At 74.7% G+C, this 22,449-nt stretch carries 21 protein-coding genes; 15 read left to right on the top strand and 6 right to left on the bottom strand.

The window, feature by feature from the left end; all coding sequences use genetic code 11:
- Position 1 precedes the first annotated feature (1 nt).
- Positions 2 to 940 carry a phosphotransferase family protein gene (locus ACGFI2_RS28825; protein ID WP_393522829.1) on the bottom strand — a complete coding sequence of 313 codons (939 nt, stop codon included), beginning with the start codon at positions 938 to 940 and terminating at the stop codon, positions 2 to 4.
- Positions 941 to 997: 57 nt separating this feature from the next.
- The gene (locus tag ACGFI2_RS28830) at positions 998 to 1,567 is read right to left on the bottom strand and encodes a dihydrofolate reductase family protein (protein ID WP_393522831.1); all 570 of its coding nucleotides are present in this window, start codon (positions 1,565 to 1,567) and stop codon (positions 998 to 1,000) included.
- A 93-nt stretch (positions 1,568 to 1,660) separates the two neighbouring features.
- Between ACGFI2_RS28830 and ACGFI2_RS28835 the strand changes: the two genes are divergently transcribed.
- Positions 1,661 to 2,245: a TetR/AcrR family transcriptional regulator gene (locus ACGFI2_RS28835; protein WP_393522941.1), complete on the top strand. Its 585-nt coding sequence runs from the start codon at positions 1,661 to 1,663 to the stop codon at positions 2,243 to 2,245.
- A gap of 74 nt (positions 2,246 to 2,319) precedes the next feature.
- The gene (locus ACGFI2_RS28840) at positions 2,320 to 3,465 is read left to right on the top strand and encodes a polysaccharide pyruvyl transferase family protein (protein ID WP_393522834.1); all 1,146 of its coding nucleotides are present in this window, start codon (positions 2,320 to 2,322) and stop codon (positions 3,463 to 3,465) included.
- Between the two features lie 10 nt (positions 3,466 to 3,475).
- On the opposite strand, the gene ACGFI2_RS28845 is transcribed toward ACGFI2_RS28840, so the two are convergent.
- Positions 3,476 to 3,682, bottom strand: coding sequence for a hypothetical protein (locus ACGFI2_RS28845; protein WP_393522837.1), 207 nt, complete (start codon positions 3,680 to 3,682; stop codon positions 3,476 to 3,478).
- An 83-nt stretch (positions 3,683 to 3,765) separates the two neighbouring features.
- Between ACGFI2_RS28845 and ACGFI2_RS28850 the strand changes: the two genes are divergently transcribed.
- Positions 3,766 to 4,287 (top strand): DinB family protein, encoded by a 522-nt coding sequence (locus tag ACGFI2_RS28850; protein WP_393522840.1) that lies wholly within the window; start codon positions 3,766 to 3,768, stop codon positions 4,285 to 4,287.
- A gap of 3 nt (positions 4,288 to 4,290) precedes the next feature.
- Here the strand turns inward: ACGFI2_RS28850 and ACGFI2_RS28855 are convergent, their stop codons facing one another.
- Positions 4,291 to 5,151 (bottom strand): carbohydrate kinase family protein, encoded by an 861-nt coding sequence (locus tag ACGFI2_RS28855; protein WP_393522843.1) that lies wholly within the window; start codon positions 5,149 to 5,151, stop codon positions 4,291 to 4,293.
- Between the two features lie 65 nt (positions 5,152 to 5,216).
- On the opposite strand from ACGFI2_RS28855, the gene ACGFI2_RS28860 reads away from it, so the two are divergent.
- Both ACGFI2_RS28860 and ACGFI2_RS28865 read left to right on the top strand, forming a co-directional pair.
- Positions 5,217 to 8,564: an SNF2-related protein gene (locus ACGFI2_RS28860; RefSeq protein ID WP_393522846.1), complete on the top strand. Its 3,348-nt coding sequence runs from the start codon at positions 5,217 to 5,219 to the stop codon at positions 8,562 to 8,564.
- Positions 8,561 to 9,532 carry a hypothetical protein gene (locus ACGFI2_RS28865; protein ID WP_393522849.1) on the top strand — a complete coding sequence of 324 codons (972 nt, stop codon included), beginning with the start codon at positions 8,561 to 8,563 and terminating at the stop codon, positions 9,530 to 9,532. Before ACGFI2_RS28860 ends, ACGFI2_RS28865 begins: the two co-directional genes overlap by 4 nt.
- Positions 9,533 to 9,582: 50 nt before the next feature.
- Here ACGFI2_RS28865 and ACGFI2_RS28870 read toward each other — a convergent pair whose 3' ends face one another.
- Positions 9,583 to 9,840: a DUF3040 domain-containing protein gene (locus ACGFI2_RS28870; protein ID WP_393522851.1), complete on the bottom strand. Its 258-nt coding sequence runs from the start codon at positions 9,838 to 9,840 to the stop codon at positions 9,583 to 9,585.
- Between the two features lie 454 nt (positions 9,841 to 10,294).
- Here ACGFI2_RS28870 and ACGFI2_RS28875 point away from each other — a divergent pair, with 454 nt between their 5' ends.
- Genes ACGFI2_RS28875 through ACGFI2_RS28895 form a run of 5 tightly spaced genes read left to right on the top strand, consistent with a single transcriptional unit; the run spans position 10,295 to position 16,538 of the window.
- On the top strand, positions 10,295 to 12,352 hold the full coding sequence (locus ACGFI2_RS28875) for a DUF1800 domain-containing protein (RefSeq protein ID WP_393522854.1): 2,058 nt from the start codon (positions 10,295 to 10,297) through the stop codon (positions 12,350 to 12,352).
- Between the two features lie 14 nt (positions 12,353 to 12,366).
- On the top strand, positions 12,367 to 13,740 hold the full coding sequence (locus ACGFI2_RS28880; protein WP_393522944.1) for a DUF1501 domain-containing protein: 1,374 nt from the start codon (positions 12,367 to 12,369) through the stop codon (positions 13,738 to 13,740).
- Complete coding sequence (locus ACGFI2_RS28885) at positions 13,737 to 15,152, top strand: ferric reductase-like transmembrane domain-containing protein (protein WP_393522857.1); 1,416 nt, start codon at positions 13,737 to 13,739, stop codon at positions 15,150 to 15,152. The genes ACGFI2_RS28880 and ACGFI2_RS28885 overlap by 4 nt, the downstream gene beginning before the upstream one ends.
- Before the next feature lie 13 nt (positions 15,153 to 15,165).
- Positions 15,166 to 15,765 carry an FMN-binding protein gene (locus tag ACGFI2_RS28890; RefSeq protein WP_393522859.1) on the top strand — a complete coding sequence of 200 codons (600 nt, stop codon included), beginning with the start codon at positions 15,166 to 15,168 and terminating at the stop codon, positions 15,763 to 15,765.
- Positions 15,766 to 15,812: 47 nt separating this feature from the next.
- A complete protein-coding gene (locus ACGFI2_RS28895; protein WP_393522947.1) occupies positions 15,813 to 16,538 on the top strand; it encodes an FAD:protein FMN transferase in 726 nt (241 codons plus the stop codon).
- Between the two features lie 260 nt (positions 16,539 to 16,798).
- On the opposite strand, the gene ACGFI2_RS28900 is transcribed toward ACGFI2_RS28895, so the two are convergent.
- Entirely contained in the window at positions 16,799 to 17,470 is a 672-nt protein-coding gene (locus ACGFI2_RS28900; RefSeq protein ID WP_393522862.1) for a bifunctional DNA primase/polymerase, read from the bottom strand.
- Between the two features lie 217 nt (positions 17,471 to 17,687).
- Between ACGFI2_RS28900 and ACGFI2_RS28905 the strand changes: the two genes are divergently transcribed.
- From ACGFI2_RS28905 to ACGFI2_RS28925, 5 genes are all read left to right on the top strand, one after another.
- A complete protein-coding gene (locus tag ACGFI2_RS28905) occupies positions 17,688 to 18,917 on the top strand; it encodes a helix-turn-helix domain-containing protein (protein WP_393522865.1) in 1,230 nt (409 codons plus the stop codon).
- A 16-nt stretch (positions 18,918 to 18,933) separates the two neighbouring features.
- Entirely contained in the window at positions 18,934 to 19,515 is a 582-nt protein-coding gene (locus tag ACGFI2_RS28910; protein ID WP_393522868.1) for a flavoprotein, read from the top strand.
- Positions 19,516 to 19,617: 102 nt separating this feature from the next.
- Entirely contained in the window at positions 19,618 to 20,484 is an 867-nt protein-coding gene (locus ACGFI2_RS28915; RefSeq protein WP_393522870.1) for a Nif3-like dinuclear metal center hexameric protein, read from the top strand.
- Positions 20,481 to 21,218, top strand: coding sequence for a zinc ribbon domain-containing protein (locus ACGFI2_RS28920; RefSeq protein WP_393522872.1), 738 nt, complete (start codon positions 20,481 to 20,483; stop codon positions 21,216 to 21,218). Before ACGFI2_RS28915 ends, ACGFI2_RS28920 begins: the two co-directional genes overlap by 4 nt.
- Positions 21,219 to 21,223: 5 nt before the next feature.
- Entirely contained in the window at positions 21,224 to 22,429 is a 1,206-nt protein-coding gene (locus ACGFI2_RS28925; protein WP_393522874.1) for a bifunctional RNase H/acid phosphatase, read from the top strand.
- Positions 22,430 to 22,449: the final 20 nt, after the last annotated feature.

The raw sequence follows: 22,449 nt of genomic DNA on the forward strand, positions 1-22,449 counted from the left end.
CTCACCCGCCCAACCGGCGGGCCAGCCAGGGCAGCAGCGCGTCGCCCTGCAGGCGCTGGAACGCCCGCACGGTGGGGATGCCGGGCGGCGGTGGCTGCCGGGCGCCGTCGAGGAAGAAGCCGGTGAAGCCGGCCAGCGCCCCGGTCAGGTCGGCCGGGTCGACGCGTGCGGTGAGCGGCCGGGTGGCGAGCAGCGCGTCCGGGTCGTGACCGCCGTACACCTGCACGTTGACGACGGTGAGCAGGGTGTCCAGCCAGGCCGGCCCGCGGCAGGCCCAGGGCCAGTCGACCACGGTGACCGTACCGTCCGGGCCGAGCAGCAGGTTGTCGGCGCGGACGTCGAGGTGGCAGAGCGTGTCGCCGGCCAGGGCGGCGAGGCCCCGGTCGGCCGCGGCGCACAGCTCGCCCAGGTGGGCCCGGGCCCACGGGTCGAGGTCGGCCGGCGGGTCGTCGGCGATCCGCCGCCAGCCCCGGAAGTCGTGCGCGAGGGACTGCGCGGCGGTGGTGGTCGCGACGGCGGGGGCCGGGGTGAGCGCCGCCGCCATCGCCTCCAGTGTGGACAGCGTGGCGGTCAGCTCGGCGGCGTCCCAGGGGGTGACCGGGTGCCGGCCCTCGACGTCGGCGTAGACCAGAGTGATCCACTCGCCGTCGTCGTGGCTGCCGAGCAGCCGGGGCGCCGGGGTGGTCGCCGGTAGAGCGGCGGCGATCCGGGCCTCGGCCCGGTGCAGGGCGGGGCTGCGGTCGTTCTGCGCCGGGCTGACCGCCTTGACGAACGCCCGTCCGCCTCGGGAGGTGCGGACCCGGTCGGCGGTGCCGGGGGAGAAGCCGCCCGGCTGCGACTCGGCCGCCACCACCCGGTCGTCGAGGATGGCCTCGACCGCGGTACGGACGTGGGCGGGAAGGTCGTGCCACGTGATCCGGGTCTTCGCCAGGCCGCTCACCGCTCCACCGTGCGCGCTGTCGTCCGTGCGGGCAACCGGATAAGGAGGGGCCCCTCCTTACCGCGCGTAGCGCAGCACCACCACGCCGCTGTCGAAGGGGCGGGCGGAGGTGAGCGTGAGCCGGCTGGGCGAGAAGCCCCGGTCGACCAGCGGAATGCCGCTGCCGACGACGACCGGGTTGAGCTTGACCACCAGCTCGTCGACCTCGTCGAGGAGCTGGCCGGCGAGTTGGCCGCCGCCGCAGAGCCAGATGTCGCCGCCGGGCTGCGCCTTCAGGTCGCGGACGAACGCCACCGGGTCGCCGGCCACCACCTCCACGTCCGGGTAGTCGGCCGGGGGCAGGGAACGGCTGAAGACGTACTGCCTCAGGTGGGCGTAGGGGCTGGTGACGCCGATCTTCAGGCCCGGCTCGTAGCTGGCGCGACCCATCAGCACCGTGTCGAAGCGGCCGGTGGGCGGGGACTGCACGCCGAGCTGGGCGTGGGCGAACGTGGGCAGTGTCTGCGGCCAGTCCGACACCAGGTAGGGCGCCACGTCCGGCTCCAGCGGGAGGAAGTCGAAGGACCCGTCGGGGGCGGCGATGAAGCCGTCGAGGGTGCTGGCGACGAAGTACACGAGATTGCGCAAACCGACTCCGATGTCCGGATGAAACCACGACGGCTGTCGTGGTTCGTGGACGAACATACAACACCTGTCGTGGTTATTGCTAGTCTCTGCGGCATGGCCCGGAACACCGAACGCCGTACCCGGCTCGCCGACGCCGGCCTGCGGGTCCTCGCCGCCGCCGGCGCGCGGGGGCTGACCCACCGGGCGGTCGACGCCGAGGCGGGCGTGCCCACCGGCACCGCCTCCAACTACTTCCCGTCCCGCGCCGCGCTGCTCGCCGGCCTGGCCGAGCGGATCTTCGACCGGATGGCGCCCGACCCGGCCGTGCTCGCCGACCTCGGCCGCCGGGAACCGTCGATCGCGCTGATGACCGACTACCTGCGCGACATCGTCGCCCGCACCACCCGCGAGCCGGACCTCACCCGGGCGCTGTTCGAACTGCGGCTGGAGGCCGCCCGCCGGCCCGAGTTGCGGTCCGCGCTCGGCGGCGTGCTGCGCCGGGGGTACGCCGACGACGTCGCCCACCACCTCGCCGCCGGCCTGCCCGGCGGGGCGTACGAGGTCGCGCTGCTGCACTACGCCGTCGACGGGCTCCTGCTCGACCTGCTCACCACCTCGATCGACGCCGGGTTCGACCCCGATCAGGTGGTCTCCACCCTGGTCTCCCGCCTGGTCGGCTTCGCGGACCTCGCTCCCTGAGCGGTGCTCCGCCCGGGTTACCCGACCACGAACTGCGGGAACGCCGTCCAGACGCCCCTGGGAAGGAGCATCGGATGAGGGATGGCACCGGACTGACCATCGGCGTGCTCGGGTCGTACGGCGGTCGCAACCTCGGCGACGAGGCGATCCTCACGGGTCTCCTGGCCGATCTGCGCCAGCACGAGCCGGACGCGCGGATCATCGTGTTCTCCCGCAACCCGGCGCACACCGCGCTGGCGCACCCCGACGTCGAGGCGGTGCCCTGGGAGGGCGTCAGCCGGGTCGACTCGTCCCAGGTGCTCGACCAGCTCGACCTGCTCGTCCTGGGCGGCGGCGGGATCCTCTACGACAAGGAGGCCCGGCGCTACCTGCGGGTGGTCCGGGTCGCCCAGGAGCGGGGCCTGCCGCTGCTGACCTACGCGGTCGGCGTCGGCCCGCTCACCGACGGGGTGGACACCGGGATGGTGCGCGAGACGCTCGCGCAGGCCGTCGAGGTGACCGTCCGCGACCAGGAGTCCCGGATGGTGCTGGAGGAGGCCGGCCTGATCAACCCGATCACCGTCACCGCCGACCCGGCGTTTCTGCTGGAGCCGGAGGAGTTCCCCGCGCAGTGGCTGCGCGAGGAGGGCGTACCGGCCGGTTCCCGGCTGGTCGGGCTCAGCGTGCGCGAGCCGGGCCGGGCGGCGGAACGCCTCGACGTCGACGGCTACCACCGGCTGCTCGCCCAGATCGGCGACTTCCTGGTGCACCGCATCGACGCGTACGTGCTCTTCGTGCCGATGGAGCGCGACGACATCCGGCACTCGCACGGGGTGCTGTCGCACATGATCGCCGCCGACCGGGGCCGGATCCTGCACGGCGACTACCGCCCGGCGCAGGTCCTCGGCCTGATGCGCCACTTCGACCTCGCGGTCGGCATGCGACTGCACTTCCTGATCTTCGCCGCCATGATGAACACGCCGTTCCTGCCGCTGCCGTACGCCGGCAAGGTCTTCGACCTGGCCCAGCGGCTCGGCGTGCCGGCGCTGCGCGGCATGGAGCGGGAGGTGGAGGGCCCACTGCTGGCCGAGGTGGACCGGCTGTGGGACGAGCGGGCGGCCCGGGCCGAGGAGACCGCCCGCCGGGTGGCGGAGGCCTGCGAGCAGGCACGCGCCACCTCGCAGGTGACCCGCAGCGTGCTGGACAGCATCCGGGCCCGGACGCTGACCCCGGCGGCCTGAGCCGGCCCGGTCAGACCGCCGGGCCGCGCCAGGTGTAGACCCACTCGTGACCCGGCCGGTCACCCGACTGCAGCTCGTAGATCTGCGCCTCCGCCAGCCCGCCCGGCCCGAGGTGGTGGTGGGTCAGCGGCGGGCGGCCGTTGCTGTCCAGCTCGACCGTGACGCTGTCACCGTCGGCCGCGCCGCCCACCAGGGGGATCTGCACCGAGGAAGCCATGCGCCCATCCTGCCCCGGGCGGCGGGCGCGCGCAGCGGATAGCGGGGCAGCGGGCCGCCCGGTCCGGCGACTAGGGTCCCGACATGGCAACCCCGACGGCCGATCCGACCCTCGGTCCGGTCCTCGCCCGCACGGGCGACGAACGGGCGATCCTCGACGCGTTCCTCGACTTCCACCGCGCCACCGTGCTTCGCAAGGCGCGCGGCCTCTCCGACGCCGACGCCGCCCGGCGCCTGGTGCCCTCGCTGACCACCCTGGCCGGGCTGCTCAAGCACCTGACCGTGGTCGAGACCAACTGGTTCGTCCGGCTGTTCGACCCACAGCCGGGCGACGTCTACCTCACCTCCCAGGCCGACGCCGACGCCAGCCACACGCTCGGCCCCGACGACACGGTCGCCGGGCTCGCCGCGGCCTACGAGGCGGCCGGTGCCCGATCCCGGGCCATCGCCGCGCGCTTCGACCTCGACCACGTGGTGCCGCACCCGCAGCTCGGCGAGGTGTCGCTGCGCTGGGTGCTGGTGCACCTGATCGAGGAGACCGCCCGGCACGCCGGGCACGCCGACATCCTGCGAGAGCTGACCGACGGCGAGACCGGCGCGATCTGAGCATCAGCCCCGGGGGAGCAGCCCGTCGGGATACTCCATCCCGTCGTGGGTGCACGCGGCGGCGGCGACCCGGGCGGCGTACCGGGCCGCCTCCAGCGGGTCGGCGCCGCGAAGCCGGGCGGCGATCAGGCCGGCGGCGAACGCGTCCCCGGCCCCGTTGGTGTCCACCACCGGCGCCGGCGGGGTGGCGGCGGGCACGTGCGCCGGCGGCGCGTCCGGGGTGTGCAGCGTCGCGCCGGCCGCCCCGCCGGTGACCAGCACCGTGCGCGGCGCCAGCGCGGCCGCCTCCTTGCCGGCCCGCTCGCCCAGCTTCACCTCGCTGACGAACACCAGGTCGGCGGCCTCGGCGAACGGGCGGTGGTAGTCGTTCTCGCCGTCCCAGTCGTGCAGGTCGGTGGAGACCGGCGCCGCGCCGCGCAGCACCGGCAGCGCGTCCCGGGCCCAATCCATGATCGACACGTGTACGTGGGCCGCCTCGGCGACCAGCGCGGCCAGCTCCGCGTCGGCGAACGGCGCCGGGCCGGACCAGGGCCGGGGGTCGTAGAGCGACATCCGGCGACCGGCCGGGTCGACCAGGTTCACCGAGCGCCGGGTGCCGGCGGGCGCGTCCACGAGCACGGTCCGCACGGTGGTGCGCGCCAGCGCCGCCCGCACCACGTCGCCGGCCGGGTCCGCGCCCAGCACGTCGACGAGCGTCACCCGCAGGCCGAGCGCGTGCGCGGCCAGCGCCACCCCGGCGCCGGTGTTGCCGATCCGCAGCTCGACCGGGGGCACGGTCAGCGAGTCGGCGGCGGGCAGCGGCAGCGCGGGCACCCGGGCGCGGACGTCCACGCCCAGCCCGCCGATCACGAGAAGGTCGACCATGGCGCCGACGATATCCGCGCCCGGCCGCCTATCCTGGCCCCGGGCGTCGTCGAGGGGAAAAGTGCGTGCTGGTCATCCACGGGCTGTGGCTGCCCGGCACCGGGCTCGCGCTGTGGGCCGAGGACGGCACGCGGCCCGCCCGCGCGCCGCGCCGGCCCGGCCGCGCCCCGCGCGAACGGCCGCACCCCTTCGCCGCCGACCACGCCACGCTGGCCGCCGCGCTCGACGGCGCACCGGGCGAGCCGATCTCCGTGCTGCTCGGGCTGCCGACCCGGGCCGGTTCGCCGGTGGACTCGCCGGAGCTGGTCCGGGCCGCCGTCGAGGACCCGGTCCGCGGCCCGGTCACCCGCGCCGGCTGGCGGGTCCCCGCCCTGGCGTACGCCCCGGACGACGCGTACCCGCTGCTGCGCGCGGGTTGGCCCGGCCCGATCGGGGCGAGCCTGCGGCACCTGGCCGAACTGGCCGACTTCGCCGCCGACCTGGTCGCGCGCGGCCGCCTGCTCCCCGCCCTCAGCGAGAAGGAGGGGCCCCCGCTCAACGCCTCCGGTATAGAAGGGGCCACCTCTTATCACCCGGCCGGGCCCCGGCGTCGACTGCGAGCGGTGGACGAGGCCGACGTGGCGACCGCGCGGGCGCTCTGGCGGCCGCTGCTCACCGGCACCGACGCGGCCTGGGCCCGGGACCTGGCGTCGGCCCTGCCCCCGGCGGCCCGCGCCGCCCGCGAGTGGCAACCGGCCGGTTCGGGTGCACCCGTCGTCGCCCGGGCGACAACAAATGCACCCGAACCACCGGACGGCAACCCTCCGGCGACCCGCGAGTGGCAGCCGGCTGCTTCCGGCGTACCCGGGACGGCAGCCGTGCCCACGACGCCGGGCGACCGAACGCCGGCGGTGCGGTCGCCCGGCGCCGGCGCTCGCGCGAACGGCGCGGCGGCGGGCCGGGCCTGGACGGGTCAGGCCGACGAGGCCGGGCCGGGCGCGCTGGTGGCGGACGCGCTGGACGCGCTGGCCGACGTCGCGGCCCGGGCGGCCCTGGCCGACACGCGACTGCACCGGGGGATGCGCCCCGGCGGCCCGGTGCCGCGCTGGCTGGCCGCGCTCACCGGACCGGAGCGCGACGTCACCGCCGAGCCGGCCGCGCTGGCGACGCTGCGCGCCGAACTCGACGCCTGGCAACGCGACGCCGCGGGTGGCCCGGTACGGGCCACGTTCCGCCTGGTCGAACCGCCCACCGACCCGGTCGCCGAGCTGGTCGAGGGCGGCACCTGGCAGGTGGAGTTCGGTCTGCACCCGGCCGACGAGCCGGGGCTGGTGGTCGACGCCGGGCACATCTGGCAGCGGCCCGCGCCCGCGCTCGCCGCCCGGGGCGTGGACCCGCAGGAGACGCTGCTGGCCGAGCTGGGCCGGGCCAGCCGGCTCTGGCCCGAGGTGGACGAGGCCCTGCGTACCGCCGCACCCGAGGGGATGGAGCTGGACGCCGACGGCGCGCACCGGTTCCTGCGCGAGGGAGCGCCCGTGCTGCACGCGGCCGGCTTCGGTGTGCTGCTGCCGTCCTGGTGGCGGCGTTCCTCGTCCCGCCTGGGCGCCCGGCTGCGCGCCCGCAGCCGCACCGCGCCGGGCGCGGTCGCCACCACCGTCGGGGCGATGGGGTTGGAGGCGCTGGTCGACTACCGCTGGGAGGTGGCCCTCGGCGACCAGCCGCTGACCGCCGAGGAGCTGGCCTCGCTGGCCGACCTGAAGTCGCCGCTGGTGCGGCTGCGCGGCCGGTGGGTCGAGCTGGACCCGCAACGGCTGGAGGCCGGGCTGCGGCTGCTCCGGTCCGCGGGTGAGCTGACCGTGGCCGACCTGCTGCGCCTGGGGCTCTCCGGCGAGGACCGCGGCGGCGAGCTGCCGGTGCTGGACGTGGTCGCCGACGGGGCGCTCGGCGAGCTGCTGGCCGGCGAGGCGGAGCGGCGGCTCACCCCGGCCGATCCGCCACCGGGCTTCGTCGGGACGCTGCGGCCGTACCAGCGGCGCGGGCTGGCCTGGCTGGTCTTCCTCCAGTCGCTCGGACTGGGCGGGATCCTCGCCGACGACATGGGACTCGGCAAGACCGTCCAGCTGCTCGCGCTGCTCGCCGGTGACCCGCCGGAGACCGGGCCCACCCTGCTGGTCTGTCCGATGTCGCTGGTCGGCAACTGGCAGCGGGAGGCCGCGACGTTCGCGCCCGGCCTGCGCGTACACGTGCACCACGGCGCCGAGCGCGCGCGGGGCGAGGAGTTCGCCGCCGCCGTGCGGGCGGCGGACCTGGTGTTGACCACCTACTCGGTGGCCGCCCGCGACGCGTTCGAGCTGGCCGGTGTCGACTGGCACCGGGTGGTGGTGGACGAGGCGCAGGCGATCAAGAACGCCGCGACCAGGCAGGCCGAGGCGGTCCGGTCGCTGCCCGCGCGGCACCGGGTCGCGGTCACGGGTACGCCGGTGGAGAACCGCCTCGCCGACCTCTGGTCCATCATGCAGTTCGCCAATCCGGGGCTGCTCGGTCCGGCCGCGGCGTTCCGCAAGCGGTTCGCCGAGCCGATCGAGCGGCACGGCGACGCCGAGGTGGCCGAGCGGCTGCGCCGGATGACCGGCCCGTTCGTGCTGCGCCGGCTCAAGACCGACCCGTCGATCATCACGGACCTGCCGGAGAAGCTGGAGATGGAGGTGCTCTGCAACCTCACCGCCGAGCAGGCCGCCCTCTACCAGGCCGTGGTCGACGACATGATGGCGAAGATCGAGTCCAGCGACGGGATCGAACGGCGAGGGCTGGTGCTGGCCACCATGACCCGGCTCAAGCAGGTCTGCAACCACCCCGCCCAGTTGCTGCACGACGGCTCCGCGCTGGCCGGGCGCTCCGGCAAGCTGGAACGCCTCGACGAGATCGTCGACGAGGTGCTCGCGGCGGACGAGAAGGCGTTGCTGTTCACCCAGTACGCCGAGTTCGGCGGGATGCTGCGCGGGCACCTGTCGGCGCGTACCGGCCGGGAGGTGCTGCTGTTGCACGGCGGCGTCGGCAAGGCCGAACGGGACGCCATGGTGGCCCGGTTCCAGACCCCGGACGGCCCGCCGCTGTTCGTGCTCTCGCTCAAGGCCGGCGGCACCGGGCTCACCCTGACCGCGGCCAACCACGTGGTGCACGTGGACCGCTGGTGGAACCCGGCGGTCGAGGACCAGGCCACCGACCGGGCGTTCCGCATCGGCCAGCGCCGGCGGGTGCAGGTACGCAAGTTCGTCTGCGCCGGCACCGTGGAGGAGAAGGTGGCCGCGATGATCGCCGACAAGCGGAGCCTGGCCCGGTCGGTGGTGGGCAGCGGGGAGCAGTGGGTCACCGAGCTGTCCACCGACACGCTGCGCGAACTGTTCACGTTGGAGGCCGGGGCGGTGGTCGAGTGAGCACGGGCGGTCGCTTCGAGGACTACGGGCCGCCGCGGCGGGTCGAGGGCGGGCTGCGGGCGCGCAGCACCCGGGGCGCGATCGGGCGGTCCTGGTGGTCCCGGCGCTTCCTGGAGGTGTTGGAGTCGTTCGCGCTCGGCTCCCGGCTCACCCGCGGCCGGGCGTACGCGCGCCGGGGTCAGGTGCTCCGGCTGGACGTCTCGCCCGGTGTGGTCACCGCCGAGGTGCAGGGATCCCGGCCGGATCCGTACCCGGTGCGGATCGGGCTGGCCGCGTACCCGGAGGTGGTGTGGCGGCGGATCGAGGCGGAGCTGGCCGGGCAGGCGTTCTTCAGCGCCCGGCTGCTCGCCGGTGACCTGCCGGCCGAGTTGGAGGAGCTGTTCGTGGCGGCGGGCGCGCCGCTGTTCCCGGCCGAGGTCGGCGCGTTGGCGCAGCGGTGTGGCTGCCCCGACTTCGCGGTGCCGTGCAAGCACCTGGCGGCCACGTTCTACCTGCTCGCCGAGGCGTTCGACGCCGATCCGTTCCAGCTGCTGCACTGGCGCGGCCGGGCCCGGGGCGAGCTGCTCGACCGGCTGCGTACGCTGCGCGGCGCCCGATCCGGTGGCGCGGCGGCGCCGAGCGGCGCCGCGGTCCTCAGGGCCGCGTCGACGGGGGCGACGGATGCGGTGACCGGGCCGGCGGAGCCGCCGATCGGGACGTCGGTGGCCGGCGCCGCGCGGGCGCTGGCCGGGCTGCCGTCGGTCGAGCCGGCGGAGGAACTGGACCGGTTCTGGCTCTCGCCGGTGGCGCTGCCCGACCGGCCGCCCACCCTGGACACCGGCCCGGAGCTGCTGTTGCGGCAGCTCGGCCCGCCCGGGGCGGAGATCGGTGGTCCGGGCCTGGCCGAGCGGCTCCGCCGCGCGTACCGGGCCTTCGGTCGCGGCGAAGCCACGTCGCCGAGGGCCTTCGGCGAAGGACCGAACGGTTGAGCGGAAGCCCCTCCGCTACCGGATGCGTTGACAGGGGGCCTTCCTTGCGCTCACAGCAGGCGGCGGCGGAAGCGCCACATCAGGGCGGCGTTGGCGATCAGCACCATGGCGCAGATCGCCCCGGCCAACCGCCCGGCCAGCACGGTCATCGCCGGCAGCGACGCCCACAGCACGATCGTCATCAGCATCATGTACCGGCCCCGGCGGCCCTTGATCCGGCTGTCCAGCCGGGCGAAGAACCGCGGATCGCTCTCCCGTAGCTGGCGGGTGATCTGTTCGAACCTGCGCTGATCCTCTTGGCTGAGCATGGCGGTGTGCCTTCCCCTCACGGCTTCAGCGGTTCGGCGGCATACCCGGATCGGAGGGGGGTCACGCGCCGCCGCTGCTGCTTGTTTCGCCGGGTCGGGCAGGCGTGCACGCACGGGCGGGCACCTCAGCGCAGGCTTATCCGTTCCTTAAGTTTCCCTGTTGTCGTGAACAGGGCCGGCGGCGTGCCGTCGGGACGAAACCTCGCGTCCGGGCGGTCCGCGCCCGGGTCGGCCCTGCTCCGGACGGGCGGTGAGCGGTGCCCGCGGCGGTCGGCACCTCGCATCGGGCCTGAGCACCGTCTTAAGTGCGCGCAGGCGCGCTTCCGGCCTGCCTTGAGCTGCCGGGGTGGCCTGGCTACTTTCCCGTAGCAACTCTCCGGCAACCGTCGCCGCCCCTCCCACCCAACCCCCGGGTGGCAGGCGTGCCGGCGCTCGAAGAAAACGGGATAGGTACATGGCCGACCTGAACGTGCCACCGCGTCGATCCAGGGACGACCGCGGCTGGGACGGATACCAGCACCCCCACCCGGACGGGCACCGCGACCTGGACTCCGCCGCACCGTACGCCGGCGGGTACCCCGCGCCGGTGCCCCCGCCCGCCCCGGGCCCGCAGTGGGTCGGCCCGAACGGCTTCGCCCCCGCCGGTCCCGCGCCCCAGGGCGGCTACGCCCAGCCCGCCGGCGGGTACCAGTCGCCGGCCGGACCGGGGCTGCCCATGCTGGACGACGACTCCGACGACGCCCCGAGCCGCGGCCGGCGCCGTGCCCTCGCCACGCTCGGCGGCGCGGCGGTGGTCGCCGGCGGCGCCGCGTTCGCCCTCTCCCCGCAGCTGCGCGGCCTGTTCTCCGACGGCCCGGCGGCCGGTGACGCCACCGGCACGGTGACCACCGACGGCACCCAGGCCCGGCCCAGCGGCCAGCAGCCCAGCACGGTGCGGACCTACACCGAGCAGAACGAGAGCTACATGGGCTCCCGGGCCGGCGCCGCGCTCAAGCGCAACGCCCCGGCCGGCGGCCGGCTCTTCGGCAGCCCGGCGGCCGCCGCGGCGGCGACCGAGGTGACCGTGAAGACGGTGCTCTCCAAGGACCCGATCACCCATCTGGCCCGCCGCGCCACGTTCGGCCCCACGCCGAAGCTGATCGCCGACATCAAGAAGCTCGGCATCGACGACTGGCTGCGCCAGCAGCTCGAGCCGGAGAAGATCGCCCCGACCAAGGGTGAGCTGAAGCTGGCCGACCTGCCCTCGCTCAAGCTCAGCCCGACCCAGCTCCGCGAACAGCGGGAGCAGCTCAACGAGCGCGGCGTCGACCCGGCCCGGGAGACGGTGGACGCCACCATCGCCCGGCAGATCTGGTCCGACCGCCAGCTGTTCGAGGTGATGGTCGACTTCTGGAACGACTTCCTGCACGTGGCGGCCGACTTCGACGGCGGCGAGACGTACCGCAACTCGTTCGACAAGGACGTCATCCGCAAGCACGCGCTGGGCAGCTACCCGGACATGCTGGTCGCCGCGAACAAGCACCCGGCGCTGCTGCTCTACCTGAACCAGGTCGACTCGCGCAAGGACGCGATCAACGAGAACCTGGCCCGGGAGAACCTGGAGCTCTACTCGGTCGGCGTCGACGGCGGCTACACCGAGAAGGACGTGCGGCAGGCCGCCATGCTGCAGACCGGCCGGGGCGTGGCCGACGGCAAGTACATGTTCTTCGCCGACCGGCACTACGTCGGCAAGGTGAAGATCCTCGGGTTCACCCACGCCAACAACTCGAACGACCCGAAGGTCGCCGACAAGGTGATCGACTCCTACATCCGGTACATCGCGCTGCACCCGTCCACCGCGCGGTACGTGGCCCAGAACCTGGCCACCCGGTTCGTCTCCGACACCCCGCCGAAGTCGATCGTGGACCGGCTGGCGAAGGCGTACACCACCAACAAGGGCAACATCCGGCCGGTGCTGGCGACGCTGTTCAGCTCCTCGGAGTTCTGGGCCGCGGTCGGCCAGAAGGTGCGCCGCCCGATGGAGTACCTGGTGGCCACGTACCGGTCGCTCGGTGTCGGGCCGGACGCGACGGCCGGGTTCGACGGCGACAAGCGGCGCACGCCGTTCGCCCAGGGCCTGCGGCAGGTCCAGGACAAGATGCGCGAGCTGGGCCAGTACCCGATGGGCAAGCCCACCCCGGACGGCTACGCCGACGTCTACCTGGCGTGGACCTCGGCCGGCACCATGGTCGACGGCTGGAACGAGGCCGGCGAGCTGCTCGGCGGCTGGCGCAAGCAGTTCACCTACGTCAAGCCGGAGAAGCTGGTGGCGAAGCCGCCGGCGACCGCCGGGGCGTACGTGGACGCGCTGGCGCAGAAGCTGGTGCACCAGAAGCTCAGCGCCAAGGAGAAGAAGCTCGTGCTCGCCGTGGCCGGGGTGTCCGAGGGCGCCAAGGTCGACGCCACCTTCAACGGGGCCATCGCCGCGGTCGCGCGGACGATCCTCGCGTCCCCCCAGCACCACCTCCGGTGAGGCATTCGATGGAGATGACCGTGAACCCGTACCCCCTGCACCCCGAATGCCCCGACGTGCGGCGGCTGGCCGACAACCCGGCCGAGGCGCTGCTGCGCGCGGAGGCGGACATCGTCGCGGCCGAGAACGCGGCCGAGACGGACCGGTACCGCCGGCTGGAGGAGGTCGAGGAGGCCCAGCAGGACGGCCGGGGCGTCACCCGGCGTACCTTCGTGGCCGGCGCCGCGGCCACCGCGACCGCGCTGGCCACCGCGCAGTTCGTCACCACCTCGGCGTCGTTCGCCGCGACCAAGACCGGCACCCTGATCCACGTCTTCCTCTACGGCGGGCTGGACGGGCTGAGCCTGGTCGCGCCGGCCAACGACGCGGTGCTCAGCAAGGCCCGCCCCGACCTGCTGCTCGGCAACGACTCGCTGGCGCTGGACCGTGGCTTCAAGCTGACCAGCGCGTTCGCTCCGCTGGAGAAGTGGCTGAAGGCCGGGCAGCTCGGCTTCGTGCCGGCGGTGTCCGACCCGCGGCTGTCCCGCAGCCACTTCCAGGCCGCCGACGCCTGCAACCTGGGCGGCCTGCCCGGCGAAACCGGGGGCCGGGGCTGGCTGGACAGCCTGGTCGACGCGCTCGGCAAGGGCACCGCGTTCCGCAGCGTCGGCATCGGCAGCACGCTGCCCCGTTCGCTGGTCGGCGTGAACGGCGCGCTCGCGCTCAACAGCGTCGGCGAGCTGCGGCTCAACGGCGACGACAAGTACCGCGCGGCCACCGAGAAGGCGATCCGCGGCCTGTTCACCGGGATCAACCACCCGGTGGAGGACGCGGTCATCGAGGGCATGGGCGCGCTGGCCACCGCGCAGAAGCTCGCCGCCAAGCCGTACACGGCCGCGGCCGGCGTCAAGTACGAGGGCGTCGGGTACGCGTTCCAGCAGCTCGCCCAGCTCATCAAGGGCGGGGCGAACGTGCGGGTGGCGACCGTCGGCATGGGCGGCTACGACACCCACGAGAACCAGGGCACCAGCGAGGGCGGCCAGCTCTGGCGGCGGCTCAACGAGCTGGCCAACGCCATGGCGGCCTTCTTCACCGACCTGGGCGACAAGGCCTCGGACGTGACCGTGATGGTGTCCAGCGAGTTCGGCCGGCGGGTCGCCTCGAACAGCGGCGGCACCGACCACGGGCACGGCGGTGTGGTCACCGTGCTGTCCGGGCGCAAGCTCGCCGGCTCCCTGCTCGGCACCTGGAACGGGCTGAGCAAGCTGGACAGCGGTGACGTGCCGGAGTACAACAACATGTTCAACGTCTACGGGTCGGTGGCCCAGGGCCGCTTCGGCCTGACCGCCGCCCAGGTGGACAAGGTCTTCCCACGGCAGAAGTTCGCCCCGATCAAGATGTACGCGTGACGTATCAGGACACCCACGCCGCCGGCCGCCGTACCGGGCACTCCGCCCCGTACGGCGGCCGTCCGGCTGCTTCCGTACCACCCGGCCGGCCGCGTCGCGGGCCCGGCGGCCGGCGGGCGCTGACGGCGCTCTTCTGGCTCGGCCTGGTCGCCGCCGTCCTGCCGTGGTGGCTGGACACCCCGGCCGGCTCGCTGGCCGACACCGCCGACCTGCTCACCGCCGGTGGCCGGATCACCGGCTTGATCGCCGGCTACCTGCTGCTGGTGCAGGTGCTGGCGATGAGCCGGCTCGGCGTGCTGGAACGCTCGCTGGGCGGCGAGCGGATCTCCCGGCTGCACCGGGACCTCGGCGCGACGCTGCTGGTGGCGGTGCTGACCCACATGGCGCTGCTGGTGGTGGGCTACGCCCGGCAGGAGCGCAACTCCGTGTTCGGCGAGGTCGGCGCGCTGCTGTCCGACTACGAGGACATGGTTTCCGCGTTCGTGGCCGCCGGCGTCATGGTGGTGGTTGGGTTCACCGCGGTGCGCGGCGTGCGTCGCCGGTTGCCCTACGAACTCTGGTACGTCCTGCACCTGACCAGCTACCTGACCCTGCTGCTCGGCTACGCGCACCAGTTCAGCAACGGCGCCCAGCTCTACGAGCCGGGGCCGGTGCGCACCGGCTGGATCGCCGCGTACCTGCTGGTGGTGGCCGCGCTGCTGTGGGGCCGGGTGATCTCGCCGCTGGCGTTCAACCTGCGGCACCGGCTGCGGGTGGCCGACGTGGTGGCGGAGAGCCCGGACACCATCTCGATCTACCTGACCGGGCACCGGCTCAACCAGATCGACCTGCTCGGCGGCCAGTACTTCCGCTGGCGTTTCCTCAACCCCGGCGGCTGGTGGCAGTCGCACCCGTTCTCGCTCTCCGCGGCGGCCAACGACCGCTGGCTGCGGCTCACCGTGAAGGTGGTCGGCAAGCACACCGCCGACCTGCGGGACCTCACCCCGGGCACCCGCGTCTGGGCGGAGGGCCCGTTCGGCACGTTCACCGCGGCGCACCGCACCCGGGAGCGGGCCCTGCTCATCGCCGGTGGCAGCGGCATCGCGCCGCTGCGGGCGATGCTTGAGGAGCTGCCGCCGGGCGCGGCGCTGATCTACCGGGCGCGTCAGCCCGCCGACGTGCTGCTGCACCGCGAGCTGGACTGGCTCGCCCAGGCCCGGCAGACCTCGGTCTGGTACGTCATCGGCCGCCGCGACGATCCCGGGCCGCGCCAGGTGATGAACCCGGAGGGGCTGCGCCGGCTGGTGCCGGACCTGACCCGCCGCGACGTCTACCTGTGCGGGCCGGGCGGCCTGGTCGACGAGTCCGTCAAGGTGTTGCGGGCGGCGGGCGTGCCCCGCCGCCAGATCCACCTCACCGCGTTCGAGTTGTAGAGAGGCACCCATCATGCGTCGCGCGCTCCTGGCGATCACCGGACTGGCCGCCGGCACCACCGCCCTGGTGGTGCTCAAGGGCGGGCCGGGCGCCGGGCCGGCCACCGCCCAGGACCTGCCGGCCGCGCAGGCCCCGGTCGCGCCGGGCGGCTCGCCCGCGCCCGGCGGCGCGGCCGCCGGTCCGTCGGCCGCGCCCAGCGTCTCGGCGACGCCCGGCGCGTCGGCGAAGCCGAGCGCCAAGCCGTCCGCCGACCGGAAGCCGGCCAGCCGGAGCAGCACCCGCACCAGCACCGCGCCGGCCGCGCCGAGGACCACCACGAAGGCGCCGAAGCCCACCACCCGCACGGTCACCGGGCCGTCGGTCAGCTACGAGTACGGCTCGCTCCAGGTCCGGATCACGCTCAGCGGCAGCCGGATCGTCGACGCCACCGCGACCGGCATGCCGCTGGGCGGCCAGTCCGGGCAGCGCAGCGACGACGTGCAGGCCCGCTACAGCGGCAGCTCGGGCGAGGTGGTGGCCAAGCAGAGCGCCAACCTGAGCACCGTCTCCGGCGCCACCTACACCAGCACCGCCTACAAGCAGTCGCTGCAGGCCGCGATCGACAAGGCGTGAGTCCGGCCGCCGCCGGTCGGCCCGGCCTGCGTCGGGTCGAGCAGATCATGGGTACGGCGATCAGCCTCGACCTGGCCGACGACCTGCCCGCCGCCACGCTGCACGAGCTGGCCGGGCGGACGTTCGACTGGATGCGTGAGGTGGACGCGCGGTTCAGCACCTACCGGGACGACAGCGAGGTGTGCCGGCTGGAGCGGGGCGAGCTGCCGTTGGCCGAGGCGTCCGGCGACCTGCGGGCGGTGCTGGAGCGCTGCGCCGACCTGTGGGCGTCCACGGACGGCTTCTTCGACGCGTACGCGACCGGCCGGCTGGACCCGTCCGGCTACGTGAAGGGCTGGGCGGCGCAGGTCGCCTCGGACCGGCTGGTGGCGGCCGGCGCCCCGAACCACTGCGTGAACGCCGGCGGCGACGTGCGGGTACGCGGCCGTACCGCCGCCGGTGAGCCGTGGCGGATCGGCGTGCGGCACCCGTGGGACCCGGCGGCCACCTTCCTGGTGCTGACCGGCACCGACCTGGCGGTCGCCACCTCGGGGGTCTACGAACGCGGGCACCACGTGATCGACCCGCGCCGGGGCGCACCGGCGGTCGGCCTGCGCTCGGTCACCGTGGTCGGCCCCGACCTGGGCGAGGCGGACGCGTACGCCACGGCAGCGGTCGCCATGGGCGAACCCGGCATCGCCTGGCTGGACCGCCTACCGGCCCCCTGGCAGCACGCCGTGGTCACCGACGACGCCCGCCTCCTCCACTCCCGCACCCTCCCCGTAACCCCCTGACCCGGGGGGTCAGCGGAGGGGGCGGTGGAGGATGGCCGGGCGGGAGCCCGGTGGGCGGGGGCAGCCGGGGCGGGCACCGCGTGGGCGGGTGAAGGTCCACGGGTGCGGGCGGCGACGGTGGTGCCGCGGTGGTTCGGTGCCGCCGGTGTGGCGGGCCGCGTCGTCCTTGGACATTCTCAACCCCCGCTCTGGCGCGGATGCGCCCTCGCCAGACACAACGAGTGCGGTGGCGGGGAGGTCGCTGTCGGGCAACCGTCGGGTCAGCGCCCGCGCCGGGGCAGCGGGAGGTGGCCGGGTAACAGGTCCGGGGTGAGCGTGATCCCGGCCGCGCGTAACGCCGCGATCAGCGCGTTCTGTACCAGGTAGGAGTCGGGCATCTGCCACCGGGCCTGCTCCGGGGCGACCGCCCAGCGCACCGTCCCCTCGGGGAGCCGGGTCGGCGGGGCCGGGATCCACGAGCCGGGGCCGTGCCGCACCACGTGGAAGCAGTGCTCCAGCTCCGGCCGCAGCGGGTCGCCGGGGCGGACCAGGAACATCCAGCGGCCGGTCGGGGTGACCAGCACCGGCCCGCGTACGCCGAGACCGGCCGGGTGGGTGGCGACGGTGTCCAGCACCCGCCGGCCCAGGTGCGCGGCGACCTCCAGCACGTCGAACGCGTGCCCGGTGGGCAGCAGCACGCCGTGCGGTCGGCTGCGCCACCAGGTGGCCACCCGGGCCGGGTCGGCGCTGGCCGCGTGTTCCCAGTTCTCCAGCGCCGGGTGGCAACCCACGGTGGGGCAGCCGGCCCGGCCGCAGACGAAGCGACGGTTGGCCAGGCAGGCGCCGGGCGTGACCGGCCAGCCGTGCAGCGCGTACCGGACGGCGACCCGGCGCAGCCGCACCCGCTCCAGCGGCGACAGGTGAGCGACGCGCGGTCGGACGTTCCCCCACATATGTGCCATCCCCTCTCGCCCCACCGAATCCGTCCACCGCCACACGTCGAGAACCGTCACTGCCGTAACCCGCGATCGTTGAGTTGACGAACGGCTGGTGCAACTTGCACGAAAAGTACGAGGACTGGCTGGATGGCTGACGCACAACCTGTGCGACCAGGGCAAACCTGGTGGACGTGGGGGTGGTGGCCGGCGTCGACAGGGGGAGGGGGCAGGGATGGACGAACTACCCATAGGCCGGCGGGTGGCCTATTGGCGGAGCCGTCGCAAGATGTCCCAGCAGGTCTTCGCCGACCGGCTCGGCAAGTCGAAGAGCTGGGTGGACAAGGTGGAACGCGGCGTCCGCCGGCTGGACAAGTTCTCCGTGCTCTACGAGATCGCCGACATCCTCCAGATCGACGTGCAACTGCTGCACGGCAAGGACCCGGAGCGGCGCACCGACGCGCTCAACTGCATCGACCAGGTCGAGGTGGAGGAGATCCGCACGGCCCTGGAGCGCTACGACTCGATGAGCGCCTACTTCGACGCCGCGCCCTACCCGCCGCCGCTGGACGACATGCGCAAGGCGGTCAACCACGCCTGGCTCACCTACCAGTACGGCCGCTACGGCATGCTCACCCGCGCGCTGCCCAAGCTGCTGCGCGACGCCCAGGCGGCCGACGCCACGTACGGCGGCGACGACCAGGGCCGCGAGGCCGCCCACCTGCTCGGGCAGGTCTACCAGATCGCCTCCTCGGTGCTGCGCAAGCTGGGCGAGTGCAACCTGGCCTGGCTGGCCGCCGACCGGTCGATGGCGGTGGCCCAGCGGGCCGACGACCCGCTGCTCGCCGGCATCGCCACCACCCGGGTCTGCAACGCCCTCGTCGCGATGGGTCGCCCCCGCCCCGCGCTCGAACTCAACGTGCGGATAGCCGACCGGCTCGCCCCCTGCGGCGACAAGGACGCCGATCCCAAGCGGCTCTCCGTCTACGGCATGCTGCTGCTCCAGGGCGCGATGGCCGCCGCCCGGATCGGTGACTCGGCGACCGTGGACGACCTGCTCAGCGGCGCCGCGGAGGCGGCCGTCCTGCTCGGCGGCGACCACAACCACTACTGGACCTCGTTCGGCCCGACCAACCTGGAGCTGCACCGCGCCGCGGCGGCGGTCGAGCTGGGCGACGGCGGCCGGGCGGTGGAGACCCACCAGCGGATGAACGGGCACGCGTTCAACGCGCTGCTGCCCGAACGGCGTGCCCACCACCTGCTCGACCTGGCCCGGGCCTACTCGCAGATCGGCGACGTCGGCAACGCCGGCGACATGCTGTTGCAGGGTGACCGACTCGCGCCCTCCGAGATCCGGTGCCGGCCGATCGCGCACGAACTCATGTCCGAGGTCCTCCGTCGCACACGGGGTACGCCGCCTCTGCCGATTGCGGAGTTGGCTGAGCACATGGGAGTCGGAGTATGAGCGCGGGCACCGCCGGATGAGCGGTCCGCACACCAGCACCGGGCACCGCGGGGTGCTCTACGTCATCGCCTGCGGTTCGCCGCTGGCCCGTCACGTCGGCCGGCTGGTCGACCTCGCCCAGTCCGACGGCTGGGCGGTCTGCGTGGTCACCACGCCGGACGGCGCGAAGTTCGTCGACCGGACGGCGTTGGCCCGGCAGACCGGCCACCCGGTCCGTACGCACTACAAGAACCCGGGGGACCCGGACGTGCTGCCCGCGGCGGACGCCATGCTGGTCTGCCCGGCCACGGTGAACACGGTCAACAAGTGGGCGGTGGGCATCACCGACACCCTGGCGCTCGGCCTGCTGGTCGAGGCGCAAGGGCTCGGGGTGCCGATCGCGGCCGTCCCGTACACGAACGTGGCGATGGCCGGGCATCCGGCGTTCCGGTCCAGCCTGACCCGGCTCGCCGAGTGGGGCGTCCGGGTGGTCTTCGGCGACCACGTGGTCCGCCTGCACCCGCCCGGCACCGGCGAGCGGCACCTGGACGCCTTCCCGTGGGACGCCGGCCTGGCCGCCCTGCGCGGCGCGGCGCGGCCGGTCGCGCCGGTCGCCTGAGGTGTAAGCCGGGGCCCCTTGTCAACGCATTCGGTGGTGCAGGGGGCCCCGCTCGACCGCCGTGGACGTGTCGACCGCCGGGCGCCGGTAAGCTGGCCGGCCGTGAGCACAACCGGATCCCCGCCCACGGTCGCCGACGTGGTGGCCGCCCTGGACCGCCGTTACCCGCCCGGCTGGGCCGAGGAGTGGGACCGGGTCGGTCTGGTGCTGGGCGAGCCCGACCACCCGGCGCGCCGGGTCGCCTGCGTGGTCGACGTGGTCCCGGAGACCGTGGAGGAGGCGCTCGCCGCCGGCGCCGACATGATCGTCGCGCACCACCCGCTGCTGCTGCGCGGCGTCTCCTCGGTGGCCGCCACCACGTACAAGGGCCGGATCGTGCACCGGCTGATCAAGGCCGACGTGGCCCTGTACGTGGCGCACACCAACGCCGACGTGGCCGCCCCGGGGGTGTCCGACGCGCTGGCCGCCCGGTTCGGGCTGACCGGGCTGCGCCCGCTGCACCCGCCCCGTCCCGGCTCACCCGCCGACGGGCCGGGCCGGGGCATCGGCCGCGTCGGCGAGCTGCCCGCCCCGATGACGCTCGCCGAGCTGACCCGGCTGGCCGCCGCCGTGCTCCCGGTCACCGCCTGGGGCGTTCGCGCCGCCGGGGATCCCGGGCGTATGGTTCGTACCCTCGCCGTCAGCGGCGGCTCGGGGGACGGCTTCCTCGCCGAGGCGGCCGCGGCCGGGGTGGACGCGTTCCTCACCTCGGACCTGCGCCACCATCCGGCCGGGGAACACCTCGCCGCCGGCGGCCCGGCCCTGCTGGACGCCGCCCACTGGGCGACCGAACGACCGTGGCTGGACGACCTGGCCGCCCACCTGACCAGCGAGCTGGGCGTCGAGACCGTGGTGTCCGACCTGGACACCGACCCCTGGACCGTGCACGCCGCCGCGCCCCGACCGGACGACAAGGAGCCCCGACCGTGAAGGCTGACCCGAAGGTGCAGCGTCGCCTGCTCGACCTGCAGGCGATCGACACCACGCTCGCCCAGCTGGCGCACCGCCGCCGGAGCCTGCCGGAACGGGCCGAGCTGGAGGCGCTCGCGCGCGAGCTGTCGGCGCTGGAGGACGAGCGGGTCCGCGCCCAGGTGGCCGTCGACGACCTGGACCGGGACATCGCCCGGCTGGACAAGGACGTCGACCAGGTGCGGGCACGCAAGAGCAAGGACGAGGCCCGGCTCGCCTCGGGCAGCGGCCCGGCCCGGGAGCTGGAGGCGCTGCAGCACGAGCTGGTCTCGCTCAACCGCCGGCAGGGCGACCTGGAGGACGCCGAGCTGGAGCTGATGGAGCAGCGGGAGACCGCGCAGGGCGTGCTGGACGGCATCGAAGGGCGCATCGCCGAGGCCCGGGAGCGCCGGTCCGCGGCCGAGCGGCGTCGCGACGACGCGCTCGCCGAGATTGCCAAGGAGGAGGAGTACAAGCGCACCTCCCGCCGGCCGCTCGCCGACGACCTGCCGGCGGACCTGGTCACCCTCTACGACAAGCTCCGCGAGGACACCGGGATGGGTGCCGCGCTGCTCACCGGCGGTCGCTGCGGCGGCTGCCGGCTGGAGCTCTCCGGCGCCGACGTGGCCCGGATCCGCAAGGCGGACCCGGACGACGTGGTCCGCTGCGAGGACTGCCGCCGGATCATGGTCCGGACCAACGAGTCGGGACTGTAGCCGCGGTGGCGGTACGCGCGGTCGTGATCGAGGCCGACGGCGGGTCGCGGGGCAACCCGGGTCCGGCCGGCTACGGCGCGGTGGTCCGGGACCCGGAGACCGGTGAGGTGCTGGCCGAACGCTCGGCGGGGATCGGCACGGCGACCAACAACGTGGCGGAGTACCGGGGCCTGATCGCCGGGCTGGAGGCCGCCGCCGAGCTGGGCGCGGCCGAGGTCGAGGCGCGGATGGACTCCAAGCTGGTGGTCGAGCAGATGTGCGGCCGCTGGCAGATCAAGCACCCGGGGCTGCGCCCGCTCGCCGCCCAGGCCGCCGGGCTGGTCGGCCGGTTCGCCGCCGTCCGGTTCACCTGGATCCCCCGGGAGCGCAACCGGCACGCCGACGCCCTGGCCAACGCCGCCATGGACGCCGCCGCGGGCCGGGCCCCGGCCGCGCCGCGCGCCGCGGAGCCGCCGCGCGAGGTCGCCGGCGCCGACTCGGCCGCCCGCGCCGCCGCCCGCGAGGTGGCCGCCCGCGCCGCCACCGCGAAGGCCACCGGCACCGATCCGGCCACCATCCCCGCGTCCTGGGAGCCCCGCCCGACCGAGGAGGGCACCCGGCTGATCCTGGTCCGGCACGGGGAGACCGAGCGCACCGTGCAGAAGCGCTACTCCGGTCGCGGCGACGTGCCGCTGACCGAGCGGGGCCGGGCCCAGGCCCGGGCCACCGCCGCCCGGGTGGCCGAGCTGGCGCCGTCCGTCGCGGCCGTGGTGAGCTCGCCGCTGTCCCGGTGTACGGCCACCGCCGAGGCGATCGCCGCGCTGGTCGGCAACCCGCCGGTACGCCCCGACGACGACCTGATCGAGTGCGACTTCGGCATCTGGGAGGGGCGCACGTTCGCCGAGGTGCGCGACGGCTGGCCGGGTGAGCTGGACGCCTGGCTCGCCTCCACCCGGATCGGCCCGCCGGAGGGGGAGTCGTTCACGGCGGTCACCGAGCGCACCGGCCGGGCGGTGGACCGGCTGCGGTCGGCGTACCCGGGGGAGACCGTGGTGGTCGTCTCGCACGTCTCGCCGATCAAGCTGGTGCTGCGCGACGCGCTCGCCGCCGACGACGCGTTCCTGCACCGGCTCTACCTGGACACCGCGGGCGTCTCGGTGCTCGACCTGTACCCGGACGGCGGCGTGGCGGTCCGTTCGGTCAACGACACCGCCCACCTCTCCGACCTGTGACGACCGGCCCGAGTGGCCGT

Source organism: Micromonospora sp. NPDC049282 (genome assembly GCF_043197045.1).
GTDB lineage: Bacteria > Actinomycetota > Actinomycetes > Mycobacteriales > Micromonosporaceae > Micromonospora.

Excerpts from the sequence above, each read along its gene's own strand:
- ACGFI2_RS28890 (WP_393522859.1), top strand. The coding sequence starts at position 15,166 with ATGCGTCGCGCGCTCCTGGCGATCACCGGACTGGCCGCCGGCACCACC.
- ACGFI2_RS28910 (WP_393522868.1), top strand. The coding sequence starts at position 18,934 with ATGAGCGGTCCGCACACCAGCACCGGGCACCGCGGGGTGCTCTACGTC.
- ACGFI2_RS28855 (WP_393522843.1), bottom strand. The coding sequence starts at position 5,151 with ATGGTCGACCTTCTCGTGATCGGCGGGCTGGGCGTGGACGTCCGCGCC.
- ACGFI2_RS28850 (WP_393522840.1), top strand. The coding sequence starts at position 3,766 with ATGGCAACCCCGACGGCCGATCCGACCCTCGGTCCGGTCCTCGCCCGC.
- ACGFI2_RS28900 (WP_393522862.1), bottom strand. The coding sequence starts at position 17,470 with ATGTGGGGGAACGTCCGACCGCGCGTCGCTCACCTGTCGCCGCTGGAG.
- ACGFI2_RS28880 (WP_393522944.1), top strand. The coding sequence starts at position 12,367 with ATGACCGTGAACCCGTACCCCCTGCACCCCGAATGCCCCGACGTGCGG.
- ACGFI2_RS28905 (WP_393522865.1), top strand. The coding sequence starts at position 17,688 with ATGGACGAACTACCCATAGGCCGGCGGGTGGCCTATTGGCGGAGCCGT.
- ACGFI2_RS28870 (WP_393522851.1), bottom strand. The coding sequence starts at position 9,840 with ATGCTCAGCCAAGAGGATCAGCGCAGGTTCGAACAGATCACCCGCCAG.
- ACGFI2_RS28875 (WP_393522854.1), top strand. The coding sequence starts at position 10,295 with ATGGCCGACCTGAACGTGCCACCGCGTCGATCCAGGGACGACCGCGGC.
- ACGFI2_RS28895 (WP_393522947.1), top strand. The coding sequence starts at position 15,813 with ATGGGTACGGCGATCAGCCTCGACCTGGCCGACGACCTGCCCGCCGCC.
- ACGFI2_RS28835 (WP_393522941.1), top strand. The coding sequence starts at position 1,661 with ATGGCCCGGAACACCGAACGCCGTACCCGGCTCGCCGACGCCGGCCTG.
- ACGFI2_RS28840 (WP_393522834.1), top strand. The coding sequence starts at position 2,320 with ATGAGGGATGGCACCGGACTGACCATCGGCGTGCTCGGGTCGTACGGC.
- ACGFI2_RS28845 (WP_393522837.1), bottom strand. The coding sequence starts at position 3,682 with ATGGCTTCCTCGGTGCAGATCCCCCTGGTGGGCGGCGCGGCCGACGGT.